This window comes from Paenibacillus sp. DMB20, from assembly GCF_000987955.1.
GTDB lineage: Bacteria > Bacillota > Bacilli > Paenibacillales > Paenibacillaceae > Paenibacillus_AQ.
Genome location: NZ_LAZU01000015.1, coordinates 1 through 24,343, shown reverse-complemented (window position 1 = coordinate 24,343; position 24,343 = coordinate 1). Strand labels below are relative to the sequence as shown.

Below are 24,343 nucleotides of genomic sequence, written 5' to 3'. Positions count from 1 at the left end.
TTCATTGCTTACACTCGCCCTATATTTCTGTGGCTAACAATTATCCTTCCATCATATTCCGTTTCATGTGCAGCAGCTCCAAGCTTGTCTTAAACCCTGCCTGCTCTAACAGCACGCCCAGTTGAGGACGCGAAGAACGGACATGGTTCGCATGGCGCTTCAGCTCTACTCCCGGTTTCATGACGAACCGCAGCAGCCCGTTCAGGACGGCCGTTTGATCCTCCGTTCCGGGGTGGATGCCAACGTTCGTGATGACAACGGACACATGCTTGCCTTCCGAGTCAAACCCGTTCCGGTAAAGCGCGTAACCCAGCGGTTCATTTCCGTCCGTCAAAATGACCGACTGCCCCTCTTTCAAACACTGCCAGTGGGTCTGCCATGGACCGCTGTGGTCGTAAATATCCAAAGCGCCAGCCTCGGCGGGAACGCCGACTTTATAATCGAATGCGCTGCTTTCGCCGCCAAAAGCCGAAGCCTCAAGCTGATCCGGCCCCGTCAAGACCCGAAGCTGGTCGACCTCTTCATAGCCGCATGACTTATATAACCTCACAGCCGGCTCGTTCTGCGTAAAAACTTCCAATAATGCCGTATCCACTTCCCGGGCTTTGTATGTATTCAGGCTTGCTTCGATCAATGGCTTTCCGAGCCCCTGGCCGCGCCGGGCCTTGACGATGCCGGTACCGCCGTTCCAGACTCTCTGTTCCTCCCCGTATTTGCGGTATCCGTTCAGCGTCAAGCCTGCCGGTTCATCATCCACGTACATCACGACAGAGCCTTCCAGATCAAGTTCTTCAAAGGCGGCCCGGCGGATAAAAGGAGTCAAGTCCATCTTCATATTGACGAGATATTCCTCGAAGGATGCATTCCAGATCCTTAAAAGCTCTTCCATGCTCAATTCGCTTGCCCGCTTAAATCGTATGTCCACTTTCGAGTCTCCTCTCGTGCCGACGGCTGACAGGTTTTGGATCCGTCCGTTTGACATCAGCACTTACTTTTTTTTTATTATAAGTATAATATACCTTATTTTCGGTTACAGGTTTTTTAGGGTCAATAAAGACGTTTTTTTTAAATATTTTCGGACAAGATTAGTCAAACGGCAATCATTTCGTTTAATATACATCAAACCCATTAAGCTAATAGGAGTGACGATTTGGACGACCCCATTCGAAGGAGAAGCAGAGTCATATATTGGGCACTTGGATGGTTCATGCTGATCTCATCCATATCCCTGACAGGAGACGATGTATCGGAATCGGCCGTACCGCAGCAGGAATTGGCATTATCGAAGGTGGCCCGTACGGTTCCCGCCCCGGTCCCGACAACTCCTCTGCCGGAACGGACCACGTTTGAAACGACTAAACCGGTTTATCTGATGTCCACGCGCATGAATGTATTCAGTCAGCAGACCGCTCATATCTTTCTGATTTTAAAGCACATGCTGCTAGAACCTTTAAAGTTCAGGTCGAATTATGTGAATAGCCATGCATATTTACGCCTTGCTTTGCAGTAAGCTATTAAAACGTATATTCGGGCCAAAAATCATAAAGGATGTGTTTAGATTGGACGACAGTATAGGCTTAAATATTTTCTTAGTGGTATTACTTATCGCTTTTACGGCCTTTTTTGTCATGACAGAGTTTGCTATTGTAAAAATTCGTACCAGCCGGATCGACCAATTGGTACTGGAAGGACGCAAAAATGCCCTTAACGCCAAGAAAGTCATTACGAATCTTGACGGGTATCTTTCCGCCTGCCAGCTGGGCATTACGATCACTGCCCTCGGACTTGGTTATCTTGGGGAAAGTACGTTTGAAGTTATATTCCATTCCCTTTTCGATGCATTGGGTCTGCCCACTGAGTTCGCCGGGTATATGTCCTTTGTATTTGCATTTATCTTTATGACCTATATTCACGTCGTGATCGGCGAGCTCGCGCCAAAAACGCTGGCTATCCAAAAAGCCGAACGAATCACGCTCATGACGGCAAAGCCGATTATCTGGTTTTACCGCATCATGTATCCGTTTATCTGGCTCTTGAACGGTTCCGCGAACGGTCTTGTCCGCATTTTCGGACTTCACCCGGCCAGCGAGCATGAAGAAGCCCACTCCGAAGAGGAACTGCGGATGATTTTGAGCGACAGCTACGAAAGCGGCAAGATCAATCAAAGCGAATACGGCTATGTCAGCCGCATTTTCGCATTCGATGATCTGCTCGCCAAGGAAATCATGGTCCCGCGTACCGATATGGTATGTCTGTATATAGATAAGCCGCTGGCGGCTAACCTGCAGATTATCAAGCGTGAGCAGTACACCCGTTTCCCCGTCGTTCGGGGGGATAAGGACCAAGTGGTCGGCATGGTGAACACAAAGCAGTTCTTCCTGGAATTCGACGACAATTCCAACATTGATCTTACCAAGCTGATTCACCCGGCCATGACGGTGTCCGAGGCGATACCGATCAAAAAGTTGCTGAAAAAAATGCAGCAGGAAGGCACGCACATGGCCATCCTGATTGACGAATACGGCGGTACCTCCGGCATGATTACCATCGAGGATATTCTGGAGGAAATCGTCGGCGAAATCCGCGACGAATTTGACGACGACGAGGAACGGGATCTTGTGCAACCGGAACCGAACCGTCTTATCGTAAACGGAAAGGTCTCGATTAATCGCGTAAACGATCTTCTGCACAGCGATCTCAGCACGGATGAGCTGGATACGATCGGCGGATGGCTGTACGGCCATAATTCGGAGCTGGTCAAAGGCGACACCTGGACCTACCGTGACCTTACCTTTACGGTGCTGGAGAAGAAAACCCATCGGTATACGAAGCTCGAAATTGTAAAGAACACGGAAGAGGCTTCCGAAACGGAAGCAGCGGCAGCCGAAGAACTGGAGTATTGATCTGATTAACCAAAGCGACGTCCTCAAGGGGCGTCGCTTTTTCGCGTTCAATTCCCTCCCTCCGGGACGTTCTGGTAGGAGCGAGCTTCATGGAACATGTTATCCTATTTTTCATTTCACTCTATTCCATGGAGCGAGATGAATGGTAGAATATAACATATTTAGAGGTATTCAAGAACCGGGGGTTACCATGAAAAAACACATGCCACGCGATTTATCCGAAACGATTCAAAAAAGGAGGTCATCAAGCTTAGGAGCATGCTGCGCACCATTTCGTCGCTTTAATATGATAATCCGTTAATGTAATATAGAAACGTGAAGGTCAATATGATTGGGAGGCCGAAAAGAGATGAATCGACAAATCGCCATAATCGGAAGCAGCGGAGGGAATCTATACAACCTGGGCGGCAAGGATCCGCGGAAGCTTCTGCAAGAAATCCTGCTTCAAATGGAAAGTGCGGGCCTCATCTGTACCGCGCTTCAGTTTATCGCCGCAGACGCTTCAATGGACTCCGCCAAGGCCGAAACAGAAGCCGCCTTATATAGCTGGAACATGTCTCAGGGGGAGCCGGTCATCCTGGCGAAAGGCACTCTTCAAGAGGTCAATGAGGCAGCAAAACGACTGGACGCGGAAATCGCCGAGCAGATCGAACTCGGGGAAATCGACGGCATCATAACGATGAGTGCCGATCCCGAGGGCTGCAATCGGCTTGCCTTTGAGGCCGCTGCCGATCACAAGCTGCCGGTCGCGGGCACCGGAGGCACCTCCATGGCACTCCTCCAATCGAGAGGCGCATACGTGATTTCAGCCTCCGGAACGACCGGTACAACCAACCGCACGCGTGCCGTGGCCTTTGTGACTTCACTGAGCAAGCACTGGCGGATACCCTATCGTCCCGTCATTGGAGGATCGGCTGCTGCCGCGGCGGGAGCAGCCGATCCTCAGTCGCCATGGAAACGGATCAACCTCCGCGGAATGATGATGGCCTCCCTGCCCGGCTTTATCGGAATGGCGCTGATACTCGCAGCCAGCAAAATCCCCGGGCTCTCCTCCCTTACCGCTGTCTTTGATCTCATGATCAAAGGGCTGCCCGTCATTCTTGCCGTCATTGCCGCCAAGCAAATTTCCGAGCTGGACGAGGTGTCCATCGTCGCCGGGATCGTGGCGGGCATCCTTTCCGTGGAAGGCGGAATCATAGGCGGGATGATCGGCGGCATCGGCGCCGGCATCATTGTCCATTACGTATTCCGTAAATGCGTGGAATGGCGTTTCCCCGCGACGACGGTCAATATTGTCGCCGGGGGCATATCGGGCCTGATTGCAGGGTTGTTCGTCTACTTCCTGATTGCCCCGGTTGCGCTGGCGGCAGGAGAGTCGGTGCGTTCCCTCATCGAAACGCTGGTTTCCTGGAGCCCGGCCATTGCGGGGCTGATTGCAGGGCTCCTGATCTGGCCCGCCATTATCGGAGGCGTGTACCATGCCGCCATTCTGCCGATCGTTCTGCTGGAAATGGAGCTGACAAGCAACAGCTTCCTCGGCGCCGTCGACATGGTCGGTCTGGTGATGGTATCCGCCGGCATTACGCTTGCCAATATCATCGCTCCCCGCGACAAAGGAGAAGCGGCCGTAGCCGCCCCGGGGTTCGCGATCAATATGGGCTTCGGTACCTTTGTGGAGGCCGCCTACCCGTTCATGTTCTCGAACAAGCTTGTCTTTGCGGGCGCCATTGCATCGGCCGGTCTCGGGGGACTGCTCGTCGGGATGTTCGGCGTTCGCGGAACCGCTTATGTCCCGTCTTTTCTGGGACCTGTCACCTCCAATAATACAACCGGCTTTCTCATTTCCATGACGGCCAGCATGCTCTGTTCATTCCTGATTACGTTTTTCGTCAATAAACTTTCCCTTTACAGGGATGCCAAGCAAACGGTCAGCATGTAAAATAAAACCCGAAATACGATAGACCGTAATCCCGTGCCTTCCCAGGCACGGGATATTGCCGTTATGAGAATCCCCGCTAGACTTCCTTTATAACCGCTTGTTTTGATATGAACAATCTTGCAAGACTGGCCTTGCTTTCGTCATATTGGTAGAATAAGAGACAGGGCCCGATTTCTGGCTCTATTTGATATGACTATTCAATCCGTTAAAGAGAAATGGTTAAATGAACCTACACTCGGAGAAAGAGGGATTTACTTGGCAACGATAGGCATTGATCTGGGCACGACCAACAGTCTGGCCGCCTACTGGTCCGACGACCGGGCGGTGATCATCCCGAATATCCTCGGCGAGCATCTGACTCCTTCCATCGTGAGCGTGGACGATAACGGCGAGATCGTGGTCGGGCGCATCGCCCAGGAACGGCTCATAACCCATCCCCATCTGACGGCATCCACCTTCAAGCGTTTTATGGGAACTGAAAAAATATATAAGCTGGGCAAATTTTCATTTACCCCGGAAGAGCTCTCCTCCTTCGTCCTGAAATCGCTGAAGGCCGATGCGGAGGCTTGCCTTGGCCAACCGGTTACCGAAGCGGTCATCAGCGTCCCGGCATATTTTAATGATATGCAGCGAAAATCCACCAAGCGCGCAGCGGAGATCGCTGGATTCAAAGTCGAACGGCTGATCAGCGAGCCGACGGCGGCTGCCATCGCCTACGGCCTTCACCAGGAAAAGCCGGAGACCAAGTTTCTCGTGTTCGATCTTGGCGGAGGAACGTTTGACGTATCCGTGTTGGAGCTGTTCGAAGGCATCATGGACGTCAAGTCCATTGCCGGCGACAACTTCCTCGGCGGAGAGGATTTTACCGGTCTGCTTGTGTCCCATTTCCTGAAAACCTTCGGGCTTTCTCCGGAATCGCTCGATCCTAAAGCTTTATCCGTCATCTATAAACAGGCCGAGCAGTGCAAGCTGAATCTGGGCAAAGACGTTTCGGCTGTCATGAACGTCCGGATCGGCAAGGAGTTGCATGAGCTCCCGCTGGACCGCCAGACCTACGAAAAACTGGCTCAACCCCTTCTTCTGCGCCTCCGCCAACCGATCGAACGCGCCTTGAGGGACGCTTCGCTTTCCCCTTCCGACCTGGACGCCGTCATTATGATCGGCGGAGCGACCCGAATGCCGCTGATCAAAAACGTCATCGGCCGCATGTTTGGCATGGTGCCGTACACAAACATCGACCCCGATGAAACGGTAGCCCTGGGTACGGCAATACAGACGGCCCTAAAGCAGCGAGACCAGGCGCTGGAGGAAATGATTTTAACCGATGTCTGCCCTTTCACCTTGGGAACCAGCGTCGCGCAAGAGATGTCGAACGGCGCCTATTCAACCGGTCACTATCTCCCGATCATCGAACGTAACACGCCGATTCCCGTTAGCCGCGTGGAACGTCTCTATACGATCCGGGATCAACAGAAGCAGCTCACCGTGGATGTCTACCAGGGCGAAAGCCGGCGCGTGGATAACAATATCAAGCTCGGAGAGCTGAATATCAAAATTCCGCCCGCGCCTGCCGGGGAGCAAAGCATCGATGTCCGTTACACGTATGACATTAACGGCATCCTTGAGGTTGAGGTGACCAGCGTTTCCACCGGGGAAAAGAAACGGGCCATCATCGAAAAAAATGAAGGGAGCCTCACGCCGGAGCAAATCGAGGCCCGGTTGAAGGAACTCGAAAGCATCAAAATCCATCCCCGGGACCGCACCGAGAACCGGCTCCTGATCGCCAGAGGCGAAAGGCTGTACGAGGAGGCGCTTGGAGAACGACGGGAATACATAGCGGCGGCGCTCCGGCAATTCGAGGGCGCGCTGCAAACCCAGGATGACAGGCAGATCGGAAAAGCCGCCGAACAGTTGAAAGAGCGGCTGGAGCAGATGGAAGGGTGGATGGATTTTTCATGAGCGTGTGGGAGGTATTGGAGATTGATCCTACGGAGGACGTCTCGGCCATCAAGAAAGCCTATGCCAAAAAACTCAAGCTGCATCATCCCGAGGATGATCCCGAAGGCTATCAGCGGTTAAGAGAAGCCTATGACGGCGCCATGAAGCAGGCCAAGCGTTTGGCAGGCGAGTACAGGAATAGCGAGGCGGTTGTCAGTGCTCCCTACCGGGAGCAAGAAGAACTTCGTCCTTATGCACAACAGTATTCCAACGATCCGGATTCTGCCGACGGCATGGACGTGCCGTATGAACAGTACGAGCTTTACAGAAATCCCGTCCATGAAACGACCCTTACGGAACAGCCCCCCGTTCATCCGATCCAAGGCTTCATGGCCCGGTTGGATGCTTTGTACAGCGATTTTTACGCACGCATCGACACGTCCAACTGGGAAACGCTCCTGAACTCGGACATTGTGTGGAATGTGGAGCACAGCGAGGCACTTCAGGATGCGCTCATCTCTTTCCTGGAGGACTGCCATCATCTTCCCCGGCCGGTATGGGAGCTGATGGACATGATGTTCCATTGGACCGAAAACCGGAATGAACTGATGGAGCGACACCCTGAGTATTTTGTCAAATACATGCTGCACGAGATCAGCGGCTCTATGGAAATGGGGTACGATTGCTTTAGAAATAGCGGCCTTCCGGAAGGCTTTGATTTCGAGGCGTATTTGGAGCTTCGGCAGGATGCCCGGGACATGCTGATGAATCGCGAACTGGAGGAAGCCGCCGAGTATCTTGAAGAGGCGCACGAAATGTTTGCGGCGGACCCGGATCTGGAGCTGATGAGGGGAAAATATTTTGCGGAAACCGGCGAAACGCGGGCCGCCCTGCAATGCTTTGAAACGGTGCTATCCCTTAGGTCCGATGATGGGGACGCCCGATGGCTGCTCGCCCGGATTCTGCATGACCGTGAAGAGTACGGGGAAGCGCTCAGGCATTATGAGTTCATTCTGGACCGGGAGCCGGAAAACCTGGATGCATTGTGGATGGCGGGAAGCTGCCGTTTGGGTCTGGGACAAGCGGAGGCAGCCCGGGAATGCCTGAAAAAGGGCAACGAGCTGGACAGAATGCATGTGCGGACGATCATCGGCCTGATGAAGAGCAGGAACAAAGATCTTTACGTCCAAGAACCTGTTCCTAAAGATCAAAAAATAAAACTTTTCTTGGGCCAGCTTTATTTCTCTTTGTTTTTATTCCTGCGGCTTAGCTGGCTGTTCCTGTTCCTGTGCCTGGGCATGTTTTTGTTCTTCGGACTGGATCCTGTTTACAAGGCGCTGTTCTCGGGAATTTTTCTGCTGAACGCATGGAAAACCTGGCGCATCATGTATAAACTCGGTTAATCAACCCATAAGGAGGTCCTATGCTGAATCAATACAACCGAAAACACCTGAAGCAGCTGAATCTATATTTCCGCTGCCTGTCCAGCGTCTGCGGCGAAGGTTTGCTCGGTTATTATTATCTCGTTTATAATTTCTACAAGGGCGAACGCGTATGGCGCAAATCTCCCATGAAAAAAGCCTTGAAGTACTGGAACATTACCGACGCAACTTCCTTGAAGGAAAGGATAGGCTGGCTGCTGGAGGATGGTTTCCGCAAGGAGTACAAGGACGTGCACGCGCGGCTCGCCGCGCTGCCCCAAGCCGCCCGCAGGCAGTACGTGGAAGCTTCGAAGGAAGAGCCGGACTATGCCGAACTGGCCGTCGTTCACAAAATGATGAACCAGCTGCCCACCGCGGAAATTGCAGCCTTAGGAGCGGGATGGGCCATCTATTTCTGCCGGATCGGCCAAGTGTATGGCTATTTGTCCAAGGAAGAGGCTTGGGCCCTTAAAATCAAAGCGGCAGAGCTTCTCCAACGATCTTATGCCGGGTGGGAGGACTACTTGACAGGTTTTACGGCCGGGAGCCACTTTATGGCGTGTGATCATGAAATCAAAAAGTTCGTCGATCTCCGGAACTTTGTCGTCGCCCTGTCGGGTTACAGTCGTTTCATGAAAAAGAAGCCGGAATGGCATATCCATCTGTACCCCGGGAATGAACGGAATGCCCGGCAACAGGAGCCTGTATCCGTATAATAATGGCTGCCCTAAATATCCTCAGCCAGCAGCGTCTTGGCAACCACGGCAAACGCAAGACACCTTGTGCTCGTAGCACAAGGTGTCTTTTCGCATGCTGCATGCTCCCTGCGGCCCATGCAAGGATAAATATCAGAACGCCGGCTAGAATATTTTCGATACCGCCCATTTTCCATCGGTATAGATCAAGCTAAAATTCAATAGCTGGGTATTATCGAAATCATCGACATCCCCATCCGATAACGTCAAAGTATGATCAGCGAGTACATCCGTAACTTGAACAAAATAATGTCCCTTTTCCGTATCGTAATATACTTCTATTTCCTCGGTTGGATCACCTGAAATACTCATTTCTCGCAGTTCTACTGCTTTTAGGGTCGTTTCAGAAAGTCCGGAGAAATATAAATTGTCAAGGCTATCCTGCACTTCCTCTAACAGGTCTCCTTCGTGATGAGGATACATTTTCTCTAATGCGCTGACATCCTTGGAGGCATAGGCCTTCGCTCTAGTCTCCAAAAACAACTTCACAAAATCAAGCACTTCCTTCCGCGTCTGCTCTTGTAGAGGCGGCGTTATGTCATATTCGGCGGACAAATCATCAATCATGACGGGCTCGCTCTTGGATTCTCCCCAAGGAAACTTCGCAACCCCGTAAATCTTCTGCGATCCGTCGCTCAAAGCAGGATAAAAGTAATCCCCGGAGGCATCTTCGATATGGCTTCGATCGATAAAAGGAGTCGGCTGGTCATTGACATACGCCTGCACCTCTCCCAATCGGCTGTTGATCCTAACCTGATCGCCGGTAACGAACCTCGAATAGTCGGTTTCGGATTCCACTCCGAACAGACTGACCGTTTCGCTCTCGGTTATCTCTTTGCCGGCATAATCGAACTTGGTTTTAAATTCAACCTGATACTCCCCCGGGAAAAGGGGTCCCAACTTAACGGAGTGATTTCCCTTGCTTACGGACCCGGCTTCCTTGCCGTCCACCGTGATCGTGCCGTTATCGTTTTCCAGCGTGACGTTCAAATATTGCGGACGAACGCCAATCGTGAAGGTGTCAGACAGGAACCCCTTCTTTTTCTTTAAATACAGCTCCCCCGATTTCAGCAATTGGTCAGGGGACATCGTATCCAGCAAACCGGTGTTGACATGATCGGCTTCTTCTAGCAGCGCTTGTTGGCCAATCATGATTTGAAGCGTTTCTTCGTAATAGTCCGGTTCTTTCTTAGCATATTGAATCAGTTTGTGCAGGCGGTCATCCGTCATCTCCATAGCCTCGTCATCGACGGAAAGCAGCTTTTTCAGCGCTTTCGTATCTTCTATGGCAATGGCATTTTCAAATTTCCGGATCACCTCGGATGCTTGTTTATCCCCGGCCGAGCTTGATGAGAGCATGAATGCCAAGATCAAACAAACCGCGATAATGGCAATGATCATCCCTGGCTTTTTCTTCAATATCCCCCCCTTCGTTTGCGGACTCATCCCAGGATTGGTTGCCTGGCTCATAAATTCCCTCCCTTTTGACAAAGCAAGAGACCGGAAGCTGCTTCTGTCATCTTGATTTGCCGCAAATTAGATACCAACCAGTCGGTATATACGGGAACATTATATTAAAGAGAATATGTTATAATCAATAGGGCATCAGAATTATAAAAAGGGGATTTTTGGATGGGAAATCAGGAGCAATCGCAGCAAACGATCCAAAAGTTAATGAGGTCCGGCGTAGAATTGTTTTCTCGCCACGGCTACTCCAATACAAGCATTGAACAAATCGTAAAGCATGCCGGGTATTCCAAGGGGGGCTTCTACGCTCATTTCCCCAGTAAAGAAGAGTTCCTGCTTAAAATCATTAAAGATGGAATCGATTTTTACTTTGATGATCTCAAATCCGCTTTGGAGCAAAAGGATCGAAATTTGCTTGAAAATTTCCAGGACTATTCGCTGCGCTTGGTAAATGAGGCGTATGAACAAGGAGCCTCGCTGCTGCTTATTCAAGGATGTTTGAACTCTAATGAGCTTCCCAGGGTTAAGGAAAGGCTCGTTACGCAAATGGAGGAATGGAGACAATTTCTCACGCATTTTTTCCAGGTCATGAAGGATGAAGGAATTGTGGGAAGCCCTTTGGAGGCGAGAACCCTGGCTACGGCATCCATGGCGCTGTTTAATGGCATTAACCTGCAGCACTTTGTCGATGAACGGATTCAGTTGGAGGAGATGTTGACCGTCATCCTTGAGCTGCTTCAAATAAAAAAGACCGAATCATAGTACTTTATACGCAATATCCCCATGAAACCTCCGCATTCACCATGACTGAAGAGGAACGAGGAAGTCCTCCCCGCTCCCTCCTTATCACGTCCCAGCCATTTTACCAGAGCGGCCTCTCTACTCCGTATTCTTTTCCAGCTTTTTGATTTCGATCCCATCCGCAGACCGGATATGGATGATATCGGAAATATAGGCTTCATGGGTGATGGGGTCATCGGAAAATTGGCGCGCGAAGGATTTGAAATCCGCCTTGATCTTGGCCCTGTTCTCTTCCGTATTCAAGGCTCCCGGATAAAAATCGATCTTCACATCGATTTTGGACTGCACCATCATTTCCGGCAGCTCCCGGATCAATGCCAAGGTGCGTCCTTTTTCCGCAGCAAGATTGTCAGCAGTCAGGTCGGCAAACACGATCAATTCCACGAGTTGGCTGCGTACCCTTTGATCGCCGCCGCGGGTCAGGTCGCTGTAATTTTTAACAACTTCCCCTTCTTCCCCTTGATATACCATGGCATCCACGAATCCGCTGTCCGGGTAGAGTTCATTCACAAGCGAAGTCAGCATCTCCTTCAGCTGGAAGGACCAGAGGGCGCTAAGGTAATAATCTTCGGAAAACCGGGTCGGCTCACGGTCGCTGGCCGTCATTCTGAACTCCATTCGAGGATCTTGTTTCGGATGGGCTGATAGAGAGTACGTACCGACAGCCCAGGTATAGTTCACTTCCGTTACCTCGAACGGCTCATTGTATTTTTGCTCCAGGTAAGTTACAGCCGCTTCCCGTACGGCCTGCTTTTCAGCCGGTGTTTTGGTAAAAGGTTCCTTGCCGCTCTCATACCCGTAACCAAGCGCACCGACGAACAACGCCAATCCGATGGCAGTACGGAGCGCGATCTTCCATGGGGTGGCGAGCTGCCTCTCTTTTTTCTGCTGTCTGACCGGGTCATTCGGTTTTCGGGTGAAGTATGCCGCCGTAATGATCAGACCCGTAATGTGAGCCCCAAGCATGACAGGCAGAACGACCGCTCCCAGAAAACCGAGCGTGAAGAAAAAAACGATGACGGAGAATCCCTGTACGGCCATAAGCATAACGGCTCCCAGAATCATTAACGGCGTGCCGATGTAAAACATGCCGAGCCCGGTACACAGGAGTGATAGCAACGTTGCGGTCCACTGATGTTTTTTCAAGAGATCATCCTTCCTCTGATAAGTAAACAGGTCAAGCTCAGTCATATTATACCAGCCCAAATGCCGGAGCAAAACGATTAACCTCAATTGCGATTAGCCGCACAGCAAAAAAACACCATACGTCCTTCTTAAAGAACCATGGCGTTTTTCGAGAGTAAGATAAAGGAACCCGTTCCGTGAAAAGATAACAGGTTCCCAGGCAAGATGAGACAGGTATTCCTACCCTTAGGCGGAAGTCAACCGGAATCGGTTCTCCCTTCTATGCTTTCGGCCGAATCATTTCCTCCGGACGGACGATCCGGTCAAACTCATCGCCCGTAAGCAGTCCACTCTGCAGCGCCGCTTCCCGTAGAGTAAGCCCTTCCTTATGCGCCTTCTTCGCGATGGCCGCCGCATTTTCGTAGCCGATATGCGGGTTAAGCGCGGTAACGAGCATCAAGGAGCGTTCCATGTTGGCACGAAGCACCTCCAGATTGGCCTCGATGCCGGCCGCACAGTTCCGGTCGAACGACGCCATGGCATCGCCAAGCAAACGGGCCGACTGCAGGAAGTTATAGATTATGACCGGCTTGAACACGTTCAGCTCAAAGTTGCCCTGGCTTGCCGCAAAGCCGATGGCCGCGTCATTGCCCATTACCTGGCAGACGACCATGGTGAGGGCCTCGCTCTGGGTCGGGTTCACCTTGCCCGGCATGATGGAACTGCCCGGCTCGTTAGCCGGAATGGTCAACTCGCCGATGCCCGAACGGGGACCGCTCGCAAGCCAACGCACGTCGTTGGCGATTTTCATGAGATCGGCCGCCAGCGCCTTCAAGGCCCCATGAGCGAACACCAGCTCGTCATGGCTTGTCAGCGCGTGGAATTTGTTGCTTGCGGTAGAGAAACTCTTGCCGGTCTCCGAGCTGATTGCCGCGGCTGTCATCTCCCCGAATTTCGGATGGGCGTTAATGCCGGTGCCCACCGCCGTTCCGCCGATGGCCAGCTCCCGCAGCGGTTCCAGCGAAGACGCAATCATCAGCTCGCATTTCTCGAGCATCCGGTGCCAGCCGCTGATTTCCTGCCCCAGGGTGAGCGGCGTCGCGTCCTGAAGGTGCGTGCGTCCGATTTTGATCAAATCCTTATATTCCTCGCTCTTTACCGCGAGCGTATGCTTCAGCTTCTGCAGCGCCGGAAGAACGCCGTCCTCCACCGCCACAAGGGCGGCCATATGCATCGCCGTAGGAAACGTGTCATTGGAGCTTTGCGATTTATTGACGTCGTCGTTCGGATGAATGGACTTTTGGATGCCCTTCTCCTGCAGGAGCTGATTGGCGCGTCCGGCAATCACTTCGTTCACATTCATGTTCGACTGCGTGCCGCTGCCGGTCTGCCATACGACCAGGGGAAAATGATCGTCCCACTTGCCTGCCAGAACCTCGTCCGCTGCGGCTGCAATCGCCCACGCTTTGTCATCATCCAACTTGCCCAGCTCCGCGTTTGCATGAGCCGCGCTTTTCTTCAAAACGGCAAAGGCCCGGATGATCTCCTGCGGCATGCGTTCCGTGCCGATCCGGAAGTTCTCCAGGCTGCGCTGCGTCTGCGCCGCCCACAGCTTATCGGCAGGCACCTTCATCTCGCCCAGCGTATCCTTTTCAATGCGGTAATCCATCTCATTCATCCTCCTCTGCATACAAATAACAGGAATGCTAAATACCCTTTATATTCCATGTTCTCAAATATTATCGCATATTCCGATTCAGAAGAAAAACGCCCCTCTGCCTCATCGCACAGCAAAAAGCACCCTTAAGCCTAAGCATGGCTTAAAGGTGCACGGGTTAAACCTGAACCGGCCGATCCAACCGGTACAAATTGCGGTAACGCGGGTAGCGCTCCATCAACTCGTCATGGGTGCCGCGCATGACGATGCGGCCTTCTTCCATAAACACGATCTCGTCCATCTGCTCCACGCCGACCAGATGATGCGTAACCCAGATCAGCGTCTTGCCCTGCAGGCTGGTGAACATCGTTGAGAGCAGTTCCCGCTCGGTTTTCGGGTCCAGCCCTACGGTCGGCTCGTCAAGAATGACCACCGGCGTGTCCTGCAGCAGGATGCGAGCCAACGCGACGCGCTGCCGCTCTCCGCCGGAGAAGCGCTGGCCGGTCTCCTGCATCCGGGTGCCCAAACCCTCTGGAAGAGAGTCGACAAGCGGACCTAGCCGCGCACGCTCCACGGCATGCCGCAAATCTTCTTCCGAGGCGTTCATCCGGCCCAGCCGGAGGTTGTTGGCAAGCGTCGTATCGAACAGGTGCGGGCTCTGGTTCAGCACCGATACGACCGAGGCGATGCCGTCGCCGAAACGCTCCGCGTCGATGCCGTTTAAAGTAACGCGGCCGCCGGAAGGCGACAGCACCCCCTGGATCAGGTTCAGCATGGTCGATTTCCCGGCCCCGGAGCGCCCGATCACCGCTACCTTCGCCCCCTTCGGCACGTCCAGGAACAACCCGCTGACGGTCGGGACTTCGTCTGCCCGGTCATCTCCGTAACGGAACGATACATGATCCAGCTTCACATGGACGCCGCCGGAAACCGCGGCCGCCGCTTCCTCTCTCGCCATGCCTTTTTCCGTGCCTCCGGTTTCCCGACTGTCCGCACCGGCATCGGCGATCCCGTTCAAACGGCTCACCGACTGCTCATACTGCGGGATCCGCTCCACCGCTTCCGAAATCGGCAGGAACGCATCCATCAGCGGAAACACGACGAGCACAAACGCCGCGATGAACGTAACCTCGATGCGGCCGCCCGCATATTCCTGTGCCGACCAAACCACCATGGACAGCACCGTCGCCGCCACAATGCACTGGCTGATAAATCCGCGAAGCCGCCCCCAGTTTTTAAGCGAACGATCAACCCGGTCCACCTTCGCTTCATCCTGCTCGTAGCCGGTGAGAAAGTCCTTCTGGCGGCCGCTGACAAACCATTCGCCCATGCCGAGCACCGCATCCGTCAGCTTTTGGTACAGGGCCGCCCGTTCCTGCTTGATCTCCCTGTTTTTCTGCTTCATCAAGAGCAAGGACGTAATCGGCAGCACGAACAGCAGCAAAAATACATAGCCCGCCATCAGCAGCGCGAACAGCGGATCGAATAAGCCGATGGCCGTAATCGCACCGCCATACAGCACCAGGGCGACAATGGCGGGAAACACGGTACGGATGTAAACGTCCTGCAGATGCTCGATGTCATCCGCCAGCACCGCAAGCAAGTCGCCGGTCTTGAACCGGGAGGAAAAACGGAGCGCCTGCGGCTCCAGCAGCGCGTAAAGCCGGACGCGCATTTTGGATAAGATCCGGAGAATCGTATCATGTCCGACCAGCCGTTCGACATAATGGATGACCGCCCGGCTGATGCCGAAGGTGCGGACGCCCACGACAGGCACGTATACCATCAGTATGTTTTCCGGCCGGAGGGCCGATTTGGAGATCAAAAATCCGGAGGTAAACATCAGCATCGACGCGGACAGAATGGTCAGCACGCCCAGGACGACAATGAGCAGAAAGCGCCAGAAATGCGCCGTGACATACGGACGAAACCATGGCTCCCGCTTCATTGTACTCCCTCCATTTGCGTTGTAATCAAACCGTGGTACACGCCTTTGCGCGACATAAGCTCTTCATGGGTCCCCGCCTCGGCCAGGCGTCCTTGCTCCATCACCAGAATGTAATCCATATCCGTCATCCAATGCAGGCGATGAGTCGCAAGAAACACCCATTTGTCCCGAAAAAGCGAAAGCAGCGTCTCTTTCAGCTCATATTCGGTTTCGATATCGAGATGGGCCGTCGGCTCATCCAGCAGCAGCACCGGGCGCTTGCTCAGAAACGCCCTCGCCATGGCTACCCGCTGGGCTTGCCCGCCGCTCAAGGTCCGGCCCCCGCCGCCAATCATTTCGTCCAGCCCGTTCGGCAGGGCAGCTGCCACCTGCGACAGCCCGGCGGCGGTTACCGCCTCCTCCACTTCCGCGCGCGTAGCGTCGGGGGCGTAAAACCTCACGTTATCGGCCAGCGAGCAGCCGAATAAATACGGGTGCTGCGGAATATAAGTGCAATTCTTCCGCCATTCTCCCAAAGAGGCACGGTCCATGATGACCCCGTCCAGCCTCATCTCACCCGACGTGGGCTCAAGGAACCCGCCCAAGATGTCAATCAGCGTCGACTTGCCGGCCCCGCTTTCGCCGACGATGCCGATCCGGCCGCGCCCTTTCAGTCGAAAGCTGACGCCCTCCAGCGAAGCGGGCCCGCCGTCCTCATATTTCAAGCCGATGCCCGACAGCTCCAGCACGCTGTCATCCTTCCAGCGAAGCTCGGTCACCGGTTCGGCTTGTTGACCTTCACGGGTTTTATCAACCCCGGCAACCCCATTATCACCCTCCCGTAGTAGGGTTAATCTCGTCCTTTAGCATCGACTGGATCGCTTCGCCCGCCTGCTTTCCGTCCAGGGTGGCATGGAAATCCGCCCCCACCATGCGCACGGGCAGGAAGTATTCCGGCGCCAGGATAAGGATCGTCAGTGCCGGCAGCAGCTCAAGGCCGCCGTTAATCAGGCGCAAGCCAGGTTGACCGCGACCACGGCAACCGACAGCATGGTGAAGAAATCGAGCGCGAACGAAGACAAGAACGCCACGCGCAGCGTTCGCATCGTCGCTTTGCGGTAGCTTTCGGAGACCTGCCCGATGCTTTCGCTGTGTTTTTTGCTCTGCCCGAGAAACTTCAGCGTCGCAAGCCCCCGCAGCGAATCCACAAAATGATTGGACAGCATGCGGTACGTATGAAGCTGGCGTTCCGTCTGCTTCCGCGCGGCCAAGCCCACCAGAATCAGAAACCCGATCAGAATCGGCAGCGTTACCAGCAGAATAACCGCCGATATGCGGTCAATCGAAAATACGTAAAGCCATACCAGCGCGGGCGTGAAGGCCATCCCCATCATGCGCGGTATCGTCAGCTCCGCGTATTTGCGGAATTTTGCGATGCCCTCCAGCACGAGCGTGACCACATTGCCTGTTCCCTCGGACCGGACAAATCTCGGGCCCTTATGGAACAGCTTATCCATCAGCTGCTTTCTCAGGTCCGTACCCGTTTCCTCGGCAAACCGCTGCGCGATGCCCTGCTGCAGCAGGCTGATGCCGTGGCGTGCCAGAAAAGCAAGCAGGAACAATACCATGTTCAAGTATTGTTCCTGTAAAGAGGATCCGGCAAAAAGGGCGGAGAGAACCTCCGCCAGCCATTTTGCCTGCAATATGATGGCCATGCTCTGTGCCAGGGTACATAGTCCGACGACAAGAAAAACGCTCTTGACTCCTTTGTATCCCAGCAGATCTTTTCCCATCAGTACTCCAGATGCTCCTTCTCATGTACCCGTTTGTGGAAAACGAAGTAGCTCCAAATTTGATAACCCAATACGAACGGCAGCAGCGTAAGCGCCACAATCGTCATGACTTTCAGGGAATACGGCCCGGAAGACGCGTTGTAGACCGTCAGGTCGAATGCGCTGTCGATCGAGCTGATCATCACCCGCGGGAACAATCCGATGAATACGGACATGACCGACAGAGCCATGACCGCGCCCGTCATGCCGAACGCCCATCCGTCTTTCTTAAGCTTCATAAAGTATCCGGCCAGCACGAAGGCTGCCACGCCGAGCACCAGTACGGCCGACAACCATCCGCCGCGAACCTTGAACACGTCCGTCATGAAATACGTCATGATGCCGAACAACGCAAGCAGCGCCGCAACCGGAATAAGCAGCCGGCGTGCCATAACGCGGGCGCGCTCCTGGAGATCGCCCACCGTGCGAAGCGTGGTAAACATCAGTCCATGCAGTAAGCATAGCATAACAACCGTGATTCCGCCTACTGCCGTATATGCATTCACGACATCGAAGAAACCTGCGCGCATCTGCATATCCTTGTCGATCGGCAGCCCTTGGATCAGGCAGGCAAACACGACGCCGAACAGGAACGGAGGCAGGATGCTGCCGAAAAAGATGGCTCCGTCCCATACCTTTTTCCAGCGCTTGTCGCCTACCTTGCCCCGGAATTCAAACGCGACCCCGCGGGCAATAAGGGCGAGCAGCAGCGCGACGAGCGGGATGTAAAATCCGCTGAACAGCGTGGCGTACCAGTTCGGAAAGGCCGCGAACATCGCCCCGCCCGCCGTCAGCAGCCATACTTCGTTCGCATCCCAGAACGGGCCGATGGAATTGATGAGCACCCGCCGCTGGGTATCATTTTTGGCCAAAAACTGCGTGGACATTCCCACCCCGAAGTCGAAGCCTTCCAGGAAGAAAAAGCCGATGAACAGTACCGCAACCAGGACAAACCAAAGTTCATTAAGAGACATGGCCGATTCCCTCCTTGTTGTTAAACGGGTCAGATGCATGATCCGCTTCGTTATCCGCCGCGAACGGTCCCTTCTTGATGACTTTGACGAACAGATAAGCCATTACCGCAGCCAGTACGGCATAGATAGCGCTAAACGCGATAAGCGAGAACAATACCGAGCCGGCGCTCACGTTCGGCGAAATGCTGTCCTGCGTCTGAATGAGGCCGAACACGGTCCAAGCTGGCGCCCGATCTCCGTCATGATCCAGCCTGCGGTGTTCGCGATGAACGGCAGGGAAATGCTGAAAAGCAGGGCTTTCAGGAACCATTTTCCGGCTTTCTCCACTTTTTTGCGGTACATCAGCCATACGCCGTACATGCCGAGCAATATCATCGCGGTGCCTGCGGCCACCATGATGCGGAAGCTCCAGAACGTCGTTCGCACCGGAGGAATGTAGTCGCCGGGACCGTATTGCTGTTCATACTGGGCCTGCAGTTCTTTCATCCCGATGACTTCGCCCGAAAATTTGCTGTAAGACAGGAAACTAAGCAAGTACGGAATTTTGAACTCCATCGTATTCTTCTGATTGTCCGAATCGATGGCGGCCACAACCGTCCACGGTGCCGGATCGTCGCTCGTTTCCCAGAGGCTTTCCGCCGCGGCCATCTTCATCGGTTGGGTATCCACCAGATACTGTGCCTGCTGGTGCCCGTACACCGCAACGAGCACGGAGGATACGAAAGCGACGATAATCGCGATGTTAAACGATCTTTTGAAAAACTCGATGTCCTTTTTCTTCAATAGCTTATACGCGCTCACGCCGACCACGAGGAATGCGCCGGTGGCAAGCGCCCCGAAAATCGTATGCGGGAACTCGACGAGCAGCTGCCCGTTCGTGATCAGAGCGAAAAAGTCGTTCATTTCCGCACGCCCGTTGTTCATCTCAAAGCCGACCGGACGCTGCATGAACGAGTTGGCCGCCAAAATCCAGAACGCGGACATGACCGTGCCGATGGAGACAAGCCAAATGCTCATCAGGTGAAGCTTTTTGGACAGGCGGTCCCATCCGAAAATCCACAGCCCGATAAACGTCGACTCCATGAAAAACGCCAGCAGCGCCTCAACCGCAAGCGGCGCGCCGAATACGTCCCCGACAAACCGGGAGTACTCGGACCAGTTCATGCCGAACTGGAACTCCTGCAAAATGCCGGTGACTACACCGACGGCAAAGTTGATAAGGAACAGCTTTCCCCAAAACTTGGCCATCTTCTTGTATAATTCGTTGCCCTTGACGACATACATCGTCTCCATGATGGCGATCAGAAACGCCAGGCCTATGGACAGCGGAACAAACAAGAAATGAAAGATGGTGGTTGATGCAAACTGGATGCGCCCAAGCATAACCGGATCCATAATATACCCCTTCCTTTGTATCACGTAGTAAACCTTCAAAATTAATCTTTTATTATTTTCTCAGACCCTTAGAGCAATAATTGTGATATTTATCACATTCATATGGGGAAAATGGCCTGAATTCTTTATAAATTTGTGACGAAAATCACTTTGTCGGTAAAAAAGAACGAAAACCAGGGAGGATCGCGGTTGATCTCCCTGGTTTTTGCAATGATAAGTGTCGCTATGAACAAACTTTTTTATACTGCCTAAATTCCAATTTCGGTTTCGATCAGCTTAAATTCGGTCACATCGGCAAGCCCTCGGTTCGTAATCCTGATTTCCGGAATAACCGGCAGCGCGATCAGCGAGAAGGTCATGAACGGCGCGTTCATCGGGCAGCCGATTTCCTTCCAGGCTTCCTCGAGCGCGGATACCTCCCGGGCTACCGTCTCGACCGGACGATCCGCCATCAAGCCGGCAATCGACATCTCGACTTTCGCCAGAACCTTGCCGTTTTGCACGACGATCAGTCCCCCGCCGCAGGCGGCCAGCTCATTCGCAGCGAGCGCCATATCTTCGGGACTCGTTCCCATGACGAGCAGGTTATGGCTGTCATGCGCCACCGTGGAAGCAACGGCGCCGTTTTGCAGCTGGAAGCCGTTCGCAAAGCCGAGCGAGATCTGGCCTGTCCCTTTATGGCGCTCGATGCAAGCCATGCGCACGATGTCCTGGGCCGGATCCGGCTGGATCACGCCGTCCGTTACCGGGAGTAAGGCGGTCATTTTGGCCGTGCGGGCGCTGTTCTCGATGACGCGCACGACGTTCACCCCGGTTTGGGCCGCGCTGCCTTTGCTGCGCAGCAGAAAATCGCCTTCGGTCAGTACACGCTGCAGCTTCACGGAGCTGCGGGCTTCCGCCGGATACTCATATGCCGGGAATTCCTTCACGATCTTCCCGGACTCGGCCACCACTTCCCCGTCGGCAATGACGACGGACGGCACCATCTGCTTCAGATCGTCAATCAGCAGAATATCCGCCGCTTTGCCTGGGGCGATGCTGCCGATTTCCTGCTCCATGCCGAAGTAACGGGCCACGTTGATCGTGCCCATCTGAATGGCGGTCACGGGCTCAACCCCCTCTTCGATCGCTCGGCGTACAACGTGGTTCAGGTGTCCGAGATTCAGCAGCGTCATCGGATAGACGTCGTCGGTAACAAGAGAAATATTGTCCGTCCGCACCTTATCCTCGGTCACCACTTTGACGACTTCCTTCACATCATGCCATGCGGAGCCTTCGCGGATCATCAGGTGCATGCCGAGCCGCACCTTCTGCAGCGCCTGCTCCCTGGTCACCGTCTCATGGCAGGAACTGACGCCTGAAGCAATATACGCCTGAAGCATTCGCTCATCTTCGGACGGGAAGTGCCCCGTTACCGTTTTGCCCGCCTTCAGCGTGGCCTCGATTTCTCCGCACATGGTAGGATCGCCAAATACGACGCCCGGGAAATTCATCACTTCCCCGAGTCCGGCTACGCCATCCCACTTCAATCCTGCTTCGATATCGGCTACGCCCAGTGCTGCGCCGGCATCCTCCAGATCGGTCGTCGCCGGAACGCAGGACGGGAACGTCGTAAACACTTTGAGCGGCAGTTGCTGTCCTTCCTCATGCATCCAGCGCACGCCCTCGGCGCCAAACACGTTTGCGATCTCATGCGGATCCATGAAGACGGCGGTCGTCCCTTTGGCCATTGCCGCTTTGGCGAATTCCGTCACCGTCAGCATGGTGCTCTCCACGTGCATGTGACCGTCAAGCAGACCTGGCGTTATATAACGTCCATTGGCCTGAATGACCCGGGTCCCTTCTCCGATCGCGTGGTCCGCCTGGCCGATATACGCGATTCTTCCGCCCGCTATGGCGATATCCACATGCTCCTGCAGTTCTCCCGTAAATACGTTCACCAGAATGCCGTCCTTTATGACCATTTCCGCGGCAGCCTGCCCCATGGCGACCTGTCCCAACCGTCTGCTCACTTCATAACGTTTTTGTCTTTGCTGCAAACCCATCTATGGCACTCTCCCTTTATTAGTTAACTTAGCTTCAGGATTCCCTTCAGGCTATAAACGCAAAACAACCCGGGCGGTGTTTCCCCGGGTTGCCTGACTGTTCATAAAGGAATAAGAGAGTTTATCGAGACCGCAATCGGACGCGTTCCAACCGTCCGGCTCGGCCGGGCTCATGCAAGCAGGCTCGTCAAACGGAAATTTATCCTGCAAGCCCAAGGCAATATATGCCTAAGCGGCTCATAAGCTATTTTTTTCTAGGGCACCCTGCAAAATTCGGTTCGGCCGCTCCATGGAGAAAGATGTTCAACCCGCCTCCAAATGGCGAAGATTTGAAGACGCTTATGGATTTTTGCAGTATGCGCTTAGATCCCATCTCTTATCTTTATGTAGTCAAGTTATTTACGGTAACCTGGTAGAAACGCCCGAGCCCTATTCTCCGGCATATACATAAAAATCTTTTTTGTTATTGTATGAATTATAGTCCTTTGGAGCCGTAAGTCAATAGAATGGGAGAATCTATCAACTCGCTGGGCGATCCGATGAAACCGCCGCGTCAGGACGCTCCACGAAGATTTTAAACAATCGAATATACAGAAGGATGCTGATGAACGCGCAAAGCAGGATAACGCTGAAAACACCCATAGGCGGAATCCATGTCGATAAAAAAACGGTCATGGGCGCCAAAAACCTGCCGATCGTATATTGCAAATTATCCGCTCCCATATACTGCCCTCTGGCATGCTCAGGCGCATAATGGCTTATGAAGCTCTGCGTCACCGGCGAACGTACGATTTCGCCGAAAGTAAAGACGATGGTACACCCGAACAAAAACCAGATGTTGGTGCCCAGTCCAAGAGCAAAGGTACCGACACCCGCCAGCAGCGATGAAAGAATAAATATATTCCGGTCTTTCCAATGGCGAAGCCATTTCGTAATTGGAAGGACAAACAGGACGAACATTAGGCCGTTCAGCCCCAGCACCCATCCCAAAATCTCCGTGCTCGTGAGCTTAAAAGATACTCCGTTCCAGGCAAACAAGGACTGGGAAGGAACATAATCCGTCACGTACACCGCCAGGTAAAGGTCCAACTGCATGATGGTCACCAGCGAGAAAATGCCCGCAAGAATGTACAACAAAAACACTTTGTCCCGAAAAATGATCCCATATCCGTTCCACTGGTCTCTTAACATATGGGCGACGGTGACCGAGCCCTCCTTGGTTTTGGCGGACTCCGGCTTCGTTTCATGAATCATGAAAAATATGGCGAACGCGTAAACCAGTAAGATTACCGTACAAGTCCACAAAAGCTCATGCCGGTAATGGAAGAAAAAGACGGCCCCCAGCCCGGGGCCAAGCACCGCGCCGATATTGTTGGCGGTCGTAAACGTAGCGAATACCTGCCTCCTTTCCTCTTTAGGTGTTAGATCCGCCACCATAGCGGCACTCGCCGGTCTATAGATCGCCCCTCCCAGCCCGATGCCGATAAATGCGGCATAATCCAGCCAGTAGGAGGAAGACATGGCAAACAGCGCGAACATCGCCGTCTGAAGGGAGGCGCCAAGCAGCATGATGGGACGCCGCCCCAGCCGGTCCGCCAGCCCCCCGCCGACCATGCTGCCTATCATGCTGAAGATCGGGGGAACCGCCATTAACATCCCTGCGACGTGACTGCCCAACGCCCCGCTGAAATAAACCGTAATAAAAGGGAAGTACATCCAAAACAACATATTGAACAAGGCTTCCCCCAGTAACCGTACTTTTAAATTGTTATCCCAATTTCGGAACTGCACGAGGTTACCTCTCTTCCTGCAACAGCGAAAATATTGAAGTCTTCTTTCGTTTCCCCGACCGGGTATTCCAAACTATAAAACAACTTTATGGAAAAATATAGACTTATAATGAGCCCTGGTTTATACTAATAATATGAAAGCCGAAATCGTACCCTTTAATTGAAATGACCCTTAAAACGAACATTTGTTCCGAATGGAAAGGCGCTCTTATGATAAGAGCGCCTTTTTTGTAGATATAGAATTTTTAAGTTATCAGCGGAGCTGATTGGATTCTATATCGCAAGAAAAACTTCCGCTAAATGCGGTCTGTCTTCTGTGAAGTACGTCGATAGACGTTTTTCTTGTAGATATAGAATTTATAAGTTATCAGCGG

At 53.3% G+C, this 24,343-nt stretch carries 15 protein-coding genes, 2 pseudogenes and 1 riboswitch; of the genes and pseudogenes, 7 read left to right on the top strand and 10 right to left on the bottom strand.

Annotation, left to right across the window (positions count from 1 at the left end; translation table 11 throughout):
* Window positions 1–40: 40 nt before the first annotated feature.
* Entirely contained in the window at window positions 41–925 is an 885-nt protein-coding gene (locus XI25_RS05045; protein ID WP_046677646.1) for a GNAT family N-acetyltransferase, read from the bottom strand.
* A 225-nt stretch (window positions 926–1,150) separates the two neighbouring features.
* Between XI25_RS05045 and XI25_RS05040 the strand changes: the two genes are divergently transcribed.
* The 6 genes from XI25_RS05040 (at window position 1,151) to XI25_RS05015 (ending at window position 8,917) form a co-directional block, all read left to right on the top strand.
* Complete coding sequence (locus XI25_RS05040; RefSeq protein WP_235439665.1) at window positions 1,151–1,510, top strand: hypothetical protein; 360 nt, start codon at window positions 1,151–1,153, stop codon at window positions 1,508–1,510.
* Window positions 1,511–1,559: 49 nt separating this feature from the next.
* Window positions 1,560–2,903, top strand: coding sequence for a hemolysin family protein (locus XI25_RS05035; protein WP_046677644.1), 1,344 nt, complete (start codon window positions 1,560–1,562; stop codon window positions 2,901–2,903).
* Between the two features lie 349 nt (window positions 2,904–3,252).
* On the top strand, window positions 3,253–4,842 hold the full coding sequence (locus XI25_RS05030) for a PTS sugar transporter (protein ID WP_046677643.1): 1,590 nt from the start codon (window positions 3,253–3,255) through the stop codon (window positions 4,840–4,842).
* Window positions 4,843–5,097: 255 nt separating this feature from the next.
* Complete coding sequence (locus tag XI25_RS05025) at window positions 5,098–6,801, top strand: molecular chaperone HscC (protein WP_046677642.1); 1,704 nt, start codon at window positions 5,098–5,100, stop codon at window positions 6,799–6,801.
* Window positions 6,798–8,183, top strand: coding sequence for a tetratricopeptide repeat protein (locus XI25_RS05020; RefSeq protein WP_052759453.1), 1,386 nt, complete (start codon window positions 6,798–6,800; stop codon window positions 8,181–8,183). The genes XI25_RS05025 and XI25_RS05020 overlap by 4 nt, the downstream gene beginning before the upstream one ends.
* A 20-nt stretch (window positions 8,184–8,203) precedes the next feature.
* Window positions 8,204–8,917, top strand: a complete 714-nt coding sequence (locus XI25_RS05015) for a DUF1266 domain-containing protein (protein WP_052759452.1) — start codon at window positions 8,204–8,206, stop codon at window positions 8,915–8,917.
* Between the two features lie 144 nt (window positions 8,918–9,061).
* On the opposite strand, the gene XI25_RS05010 is transcribed toward XI25_RS05015, so the two are convergent.
* Entirely contained in the window at window positions 9,062–10,426 is a 1,365-nt protein-coding gene (locus XI25_RS05010) for a TcaA 3rd/4th domain-containing protein (protein WP_046677641.1), read from the bottom strand.
* 162 nt (window positions 10,427–10,588) lie between these two features.
* On the opposite strand from XI25_RS05010, the gene XI25_RS31865 reads away from it, so the two are divergent.
* A complete protein-coding gene (locus tag XI25_RS31865) occupies window positions 10,589–11,185 on the top strand; it encodes a TetR/AcrR family transcriptional regulator (protein ID WP_082112214.1) in 597 nt (198 codons plus the stop codon).
* A 117-nt stretch (window positions 11,186–11,302) separates the two neighbouring features.
* Here XI25_RS31865 and XI25_RS05000 read toward each other — a convergent pair whose 3' ends face one another.
* The 8 genes and pseudogenes from XI25_RS05000 to XI25_RS04965 form a co-directional block, all read right to left on the bottom strand.
* On the bottom strand, window positions 11,303–12,370 hold the full coding sequence (locus XI25_RS05000) for an NADH-quinone oxidoreductase subunit J (RefSeq protein ID WP_046677640.1): 1,068 nt from the start codon (window positions 12,368–12,370) through the stop codon (window positions 11,303–11,305).
* Between the two features lie 259 nt (window positions 12,371–12,629).
* Complete coding sequence (gene fumC, locus XI25_RS04995; RefSeq protein ID WP_046677639.1) at window positions 12,630–14,018, bottom strand: class II fumarate hydratase; 1,389 nt, start codon at window positions 14,016–14,018, stop codon at window positions 12,630–12,632.
* A gap of 166 nt (window positions 14,019–14,184) precedes the next feature.
* Window positions 14,185–15,954 carry a thiol reductant ABC exporter subunit CydC gene (gene cydC / locus XI25_RS04990; RefSeq protein ID WP_046677638.1) on the bottom strand — a complete coding sequence of 590 codons (1,770 nt, stop codon included), beginning with the start codon at window positions 15,952–15,954 and terminating at the stop codon, window positions 14,185–14,187.
* Window positions 15,951–17,726 (bottom strand): annotated as a pseudogene (gene cydD, locus XI25_RS04985) (thiol reductant ABC exporter subunit CydD). The gene cydC and the pseudogene cydD overlap by 4 nt, the downstream one beginning before the upstream one ends.
* Window positions 17,726–18,739 (bottom strand): cytochrome d ubiquinol oxidase subunit II, encoded by a 1,014-nt coding sequence (gene cydB / locus XI25_RS04980; protein WP_046677637.1) that lies wholly within the window; start codon window positions 18,737–18,739, stop codon window positions 17,726–17,728. The pseudogene cydD and the gene cydB overlap by 1 nt, the downstream one beginning before the upstream one ends.
* Window positions 18,729–20,134: pseudogene (locus XI25_RS04975) on the bottom strand (cytochrome ubiquinol oxidase subunit I). The gene cydB and the pseudogene XI25_RS04975 overlap by 11 nt, the downstream one beginning before the upstream one ends.
* Before the next feature lie 248 nt (window positions 20,135–20,382).
* Entirely contained in the window at window positions 20,383–22,179 is a 1,797-nt protein-coding gene (gene ade / locus XI25_RS04970; RefSeq protein ID WP_046677636.1) for an adenine deaminase, read from the bottom strand.
* 367 nt (window positions 22,180–22,546) lie between these two features.
* Window positions 22,547–22,648, bottom strand: a riboswitch (purine riboswitch).
* A gap of 50 nt (window positions 22,649–22,698) precedes the next feature.
* Window positions 22,699–23,970, bottom strand: coding sequence for an MDR family MFS transporter (locus XI25_RS04965; RefSeq protein ID WP_046677635.1), 1,272 nt, complete (start codon window positions 23,968–23,970; stop codon window positions 22,699–22,701).
* Window positions 23,971–24,343: the final 373 nt, after the last annotated feature.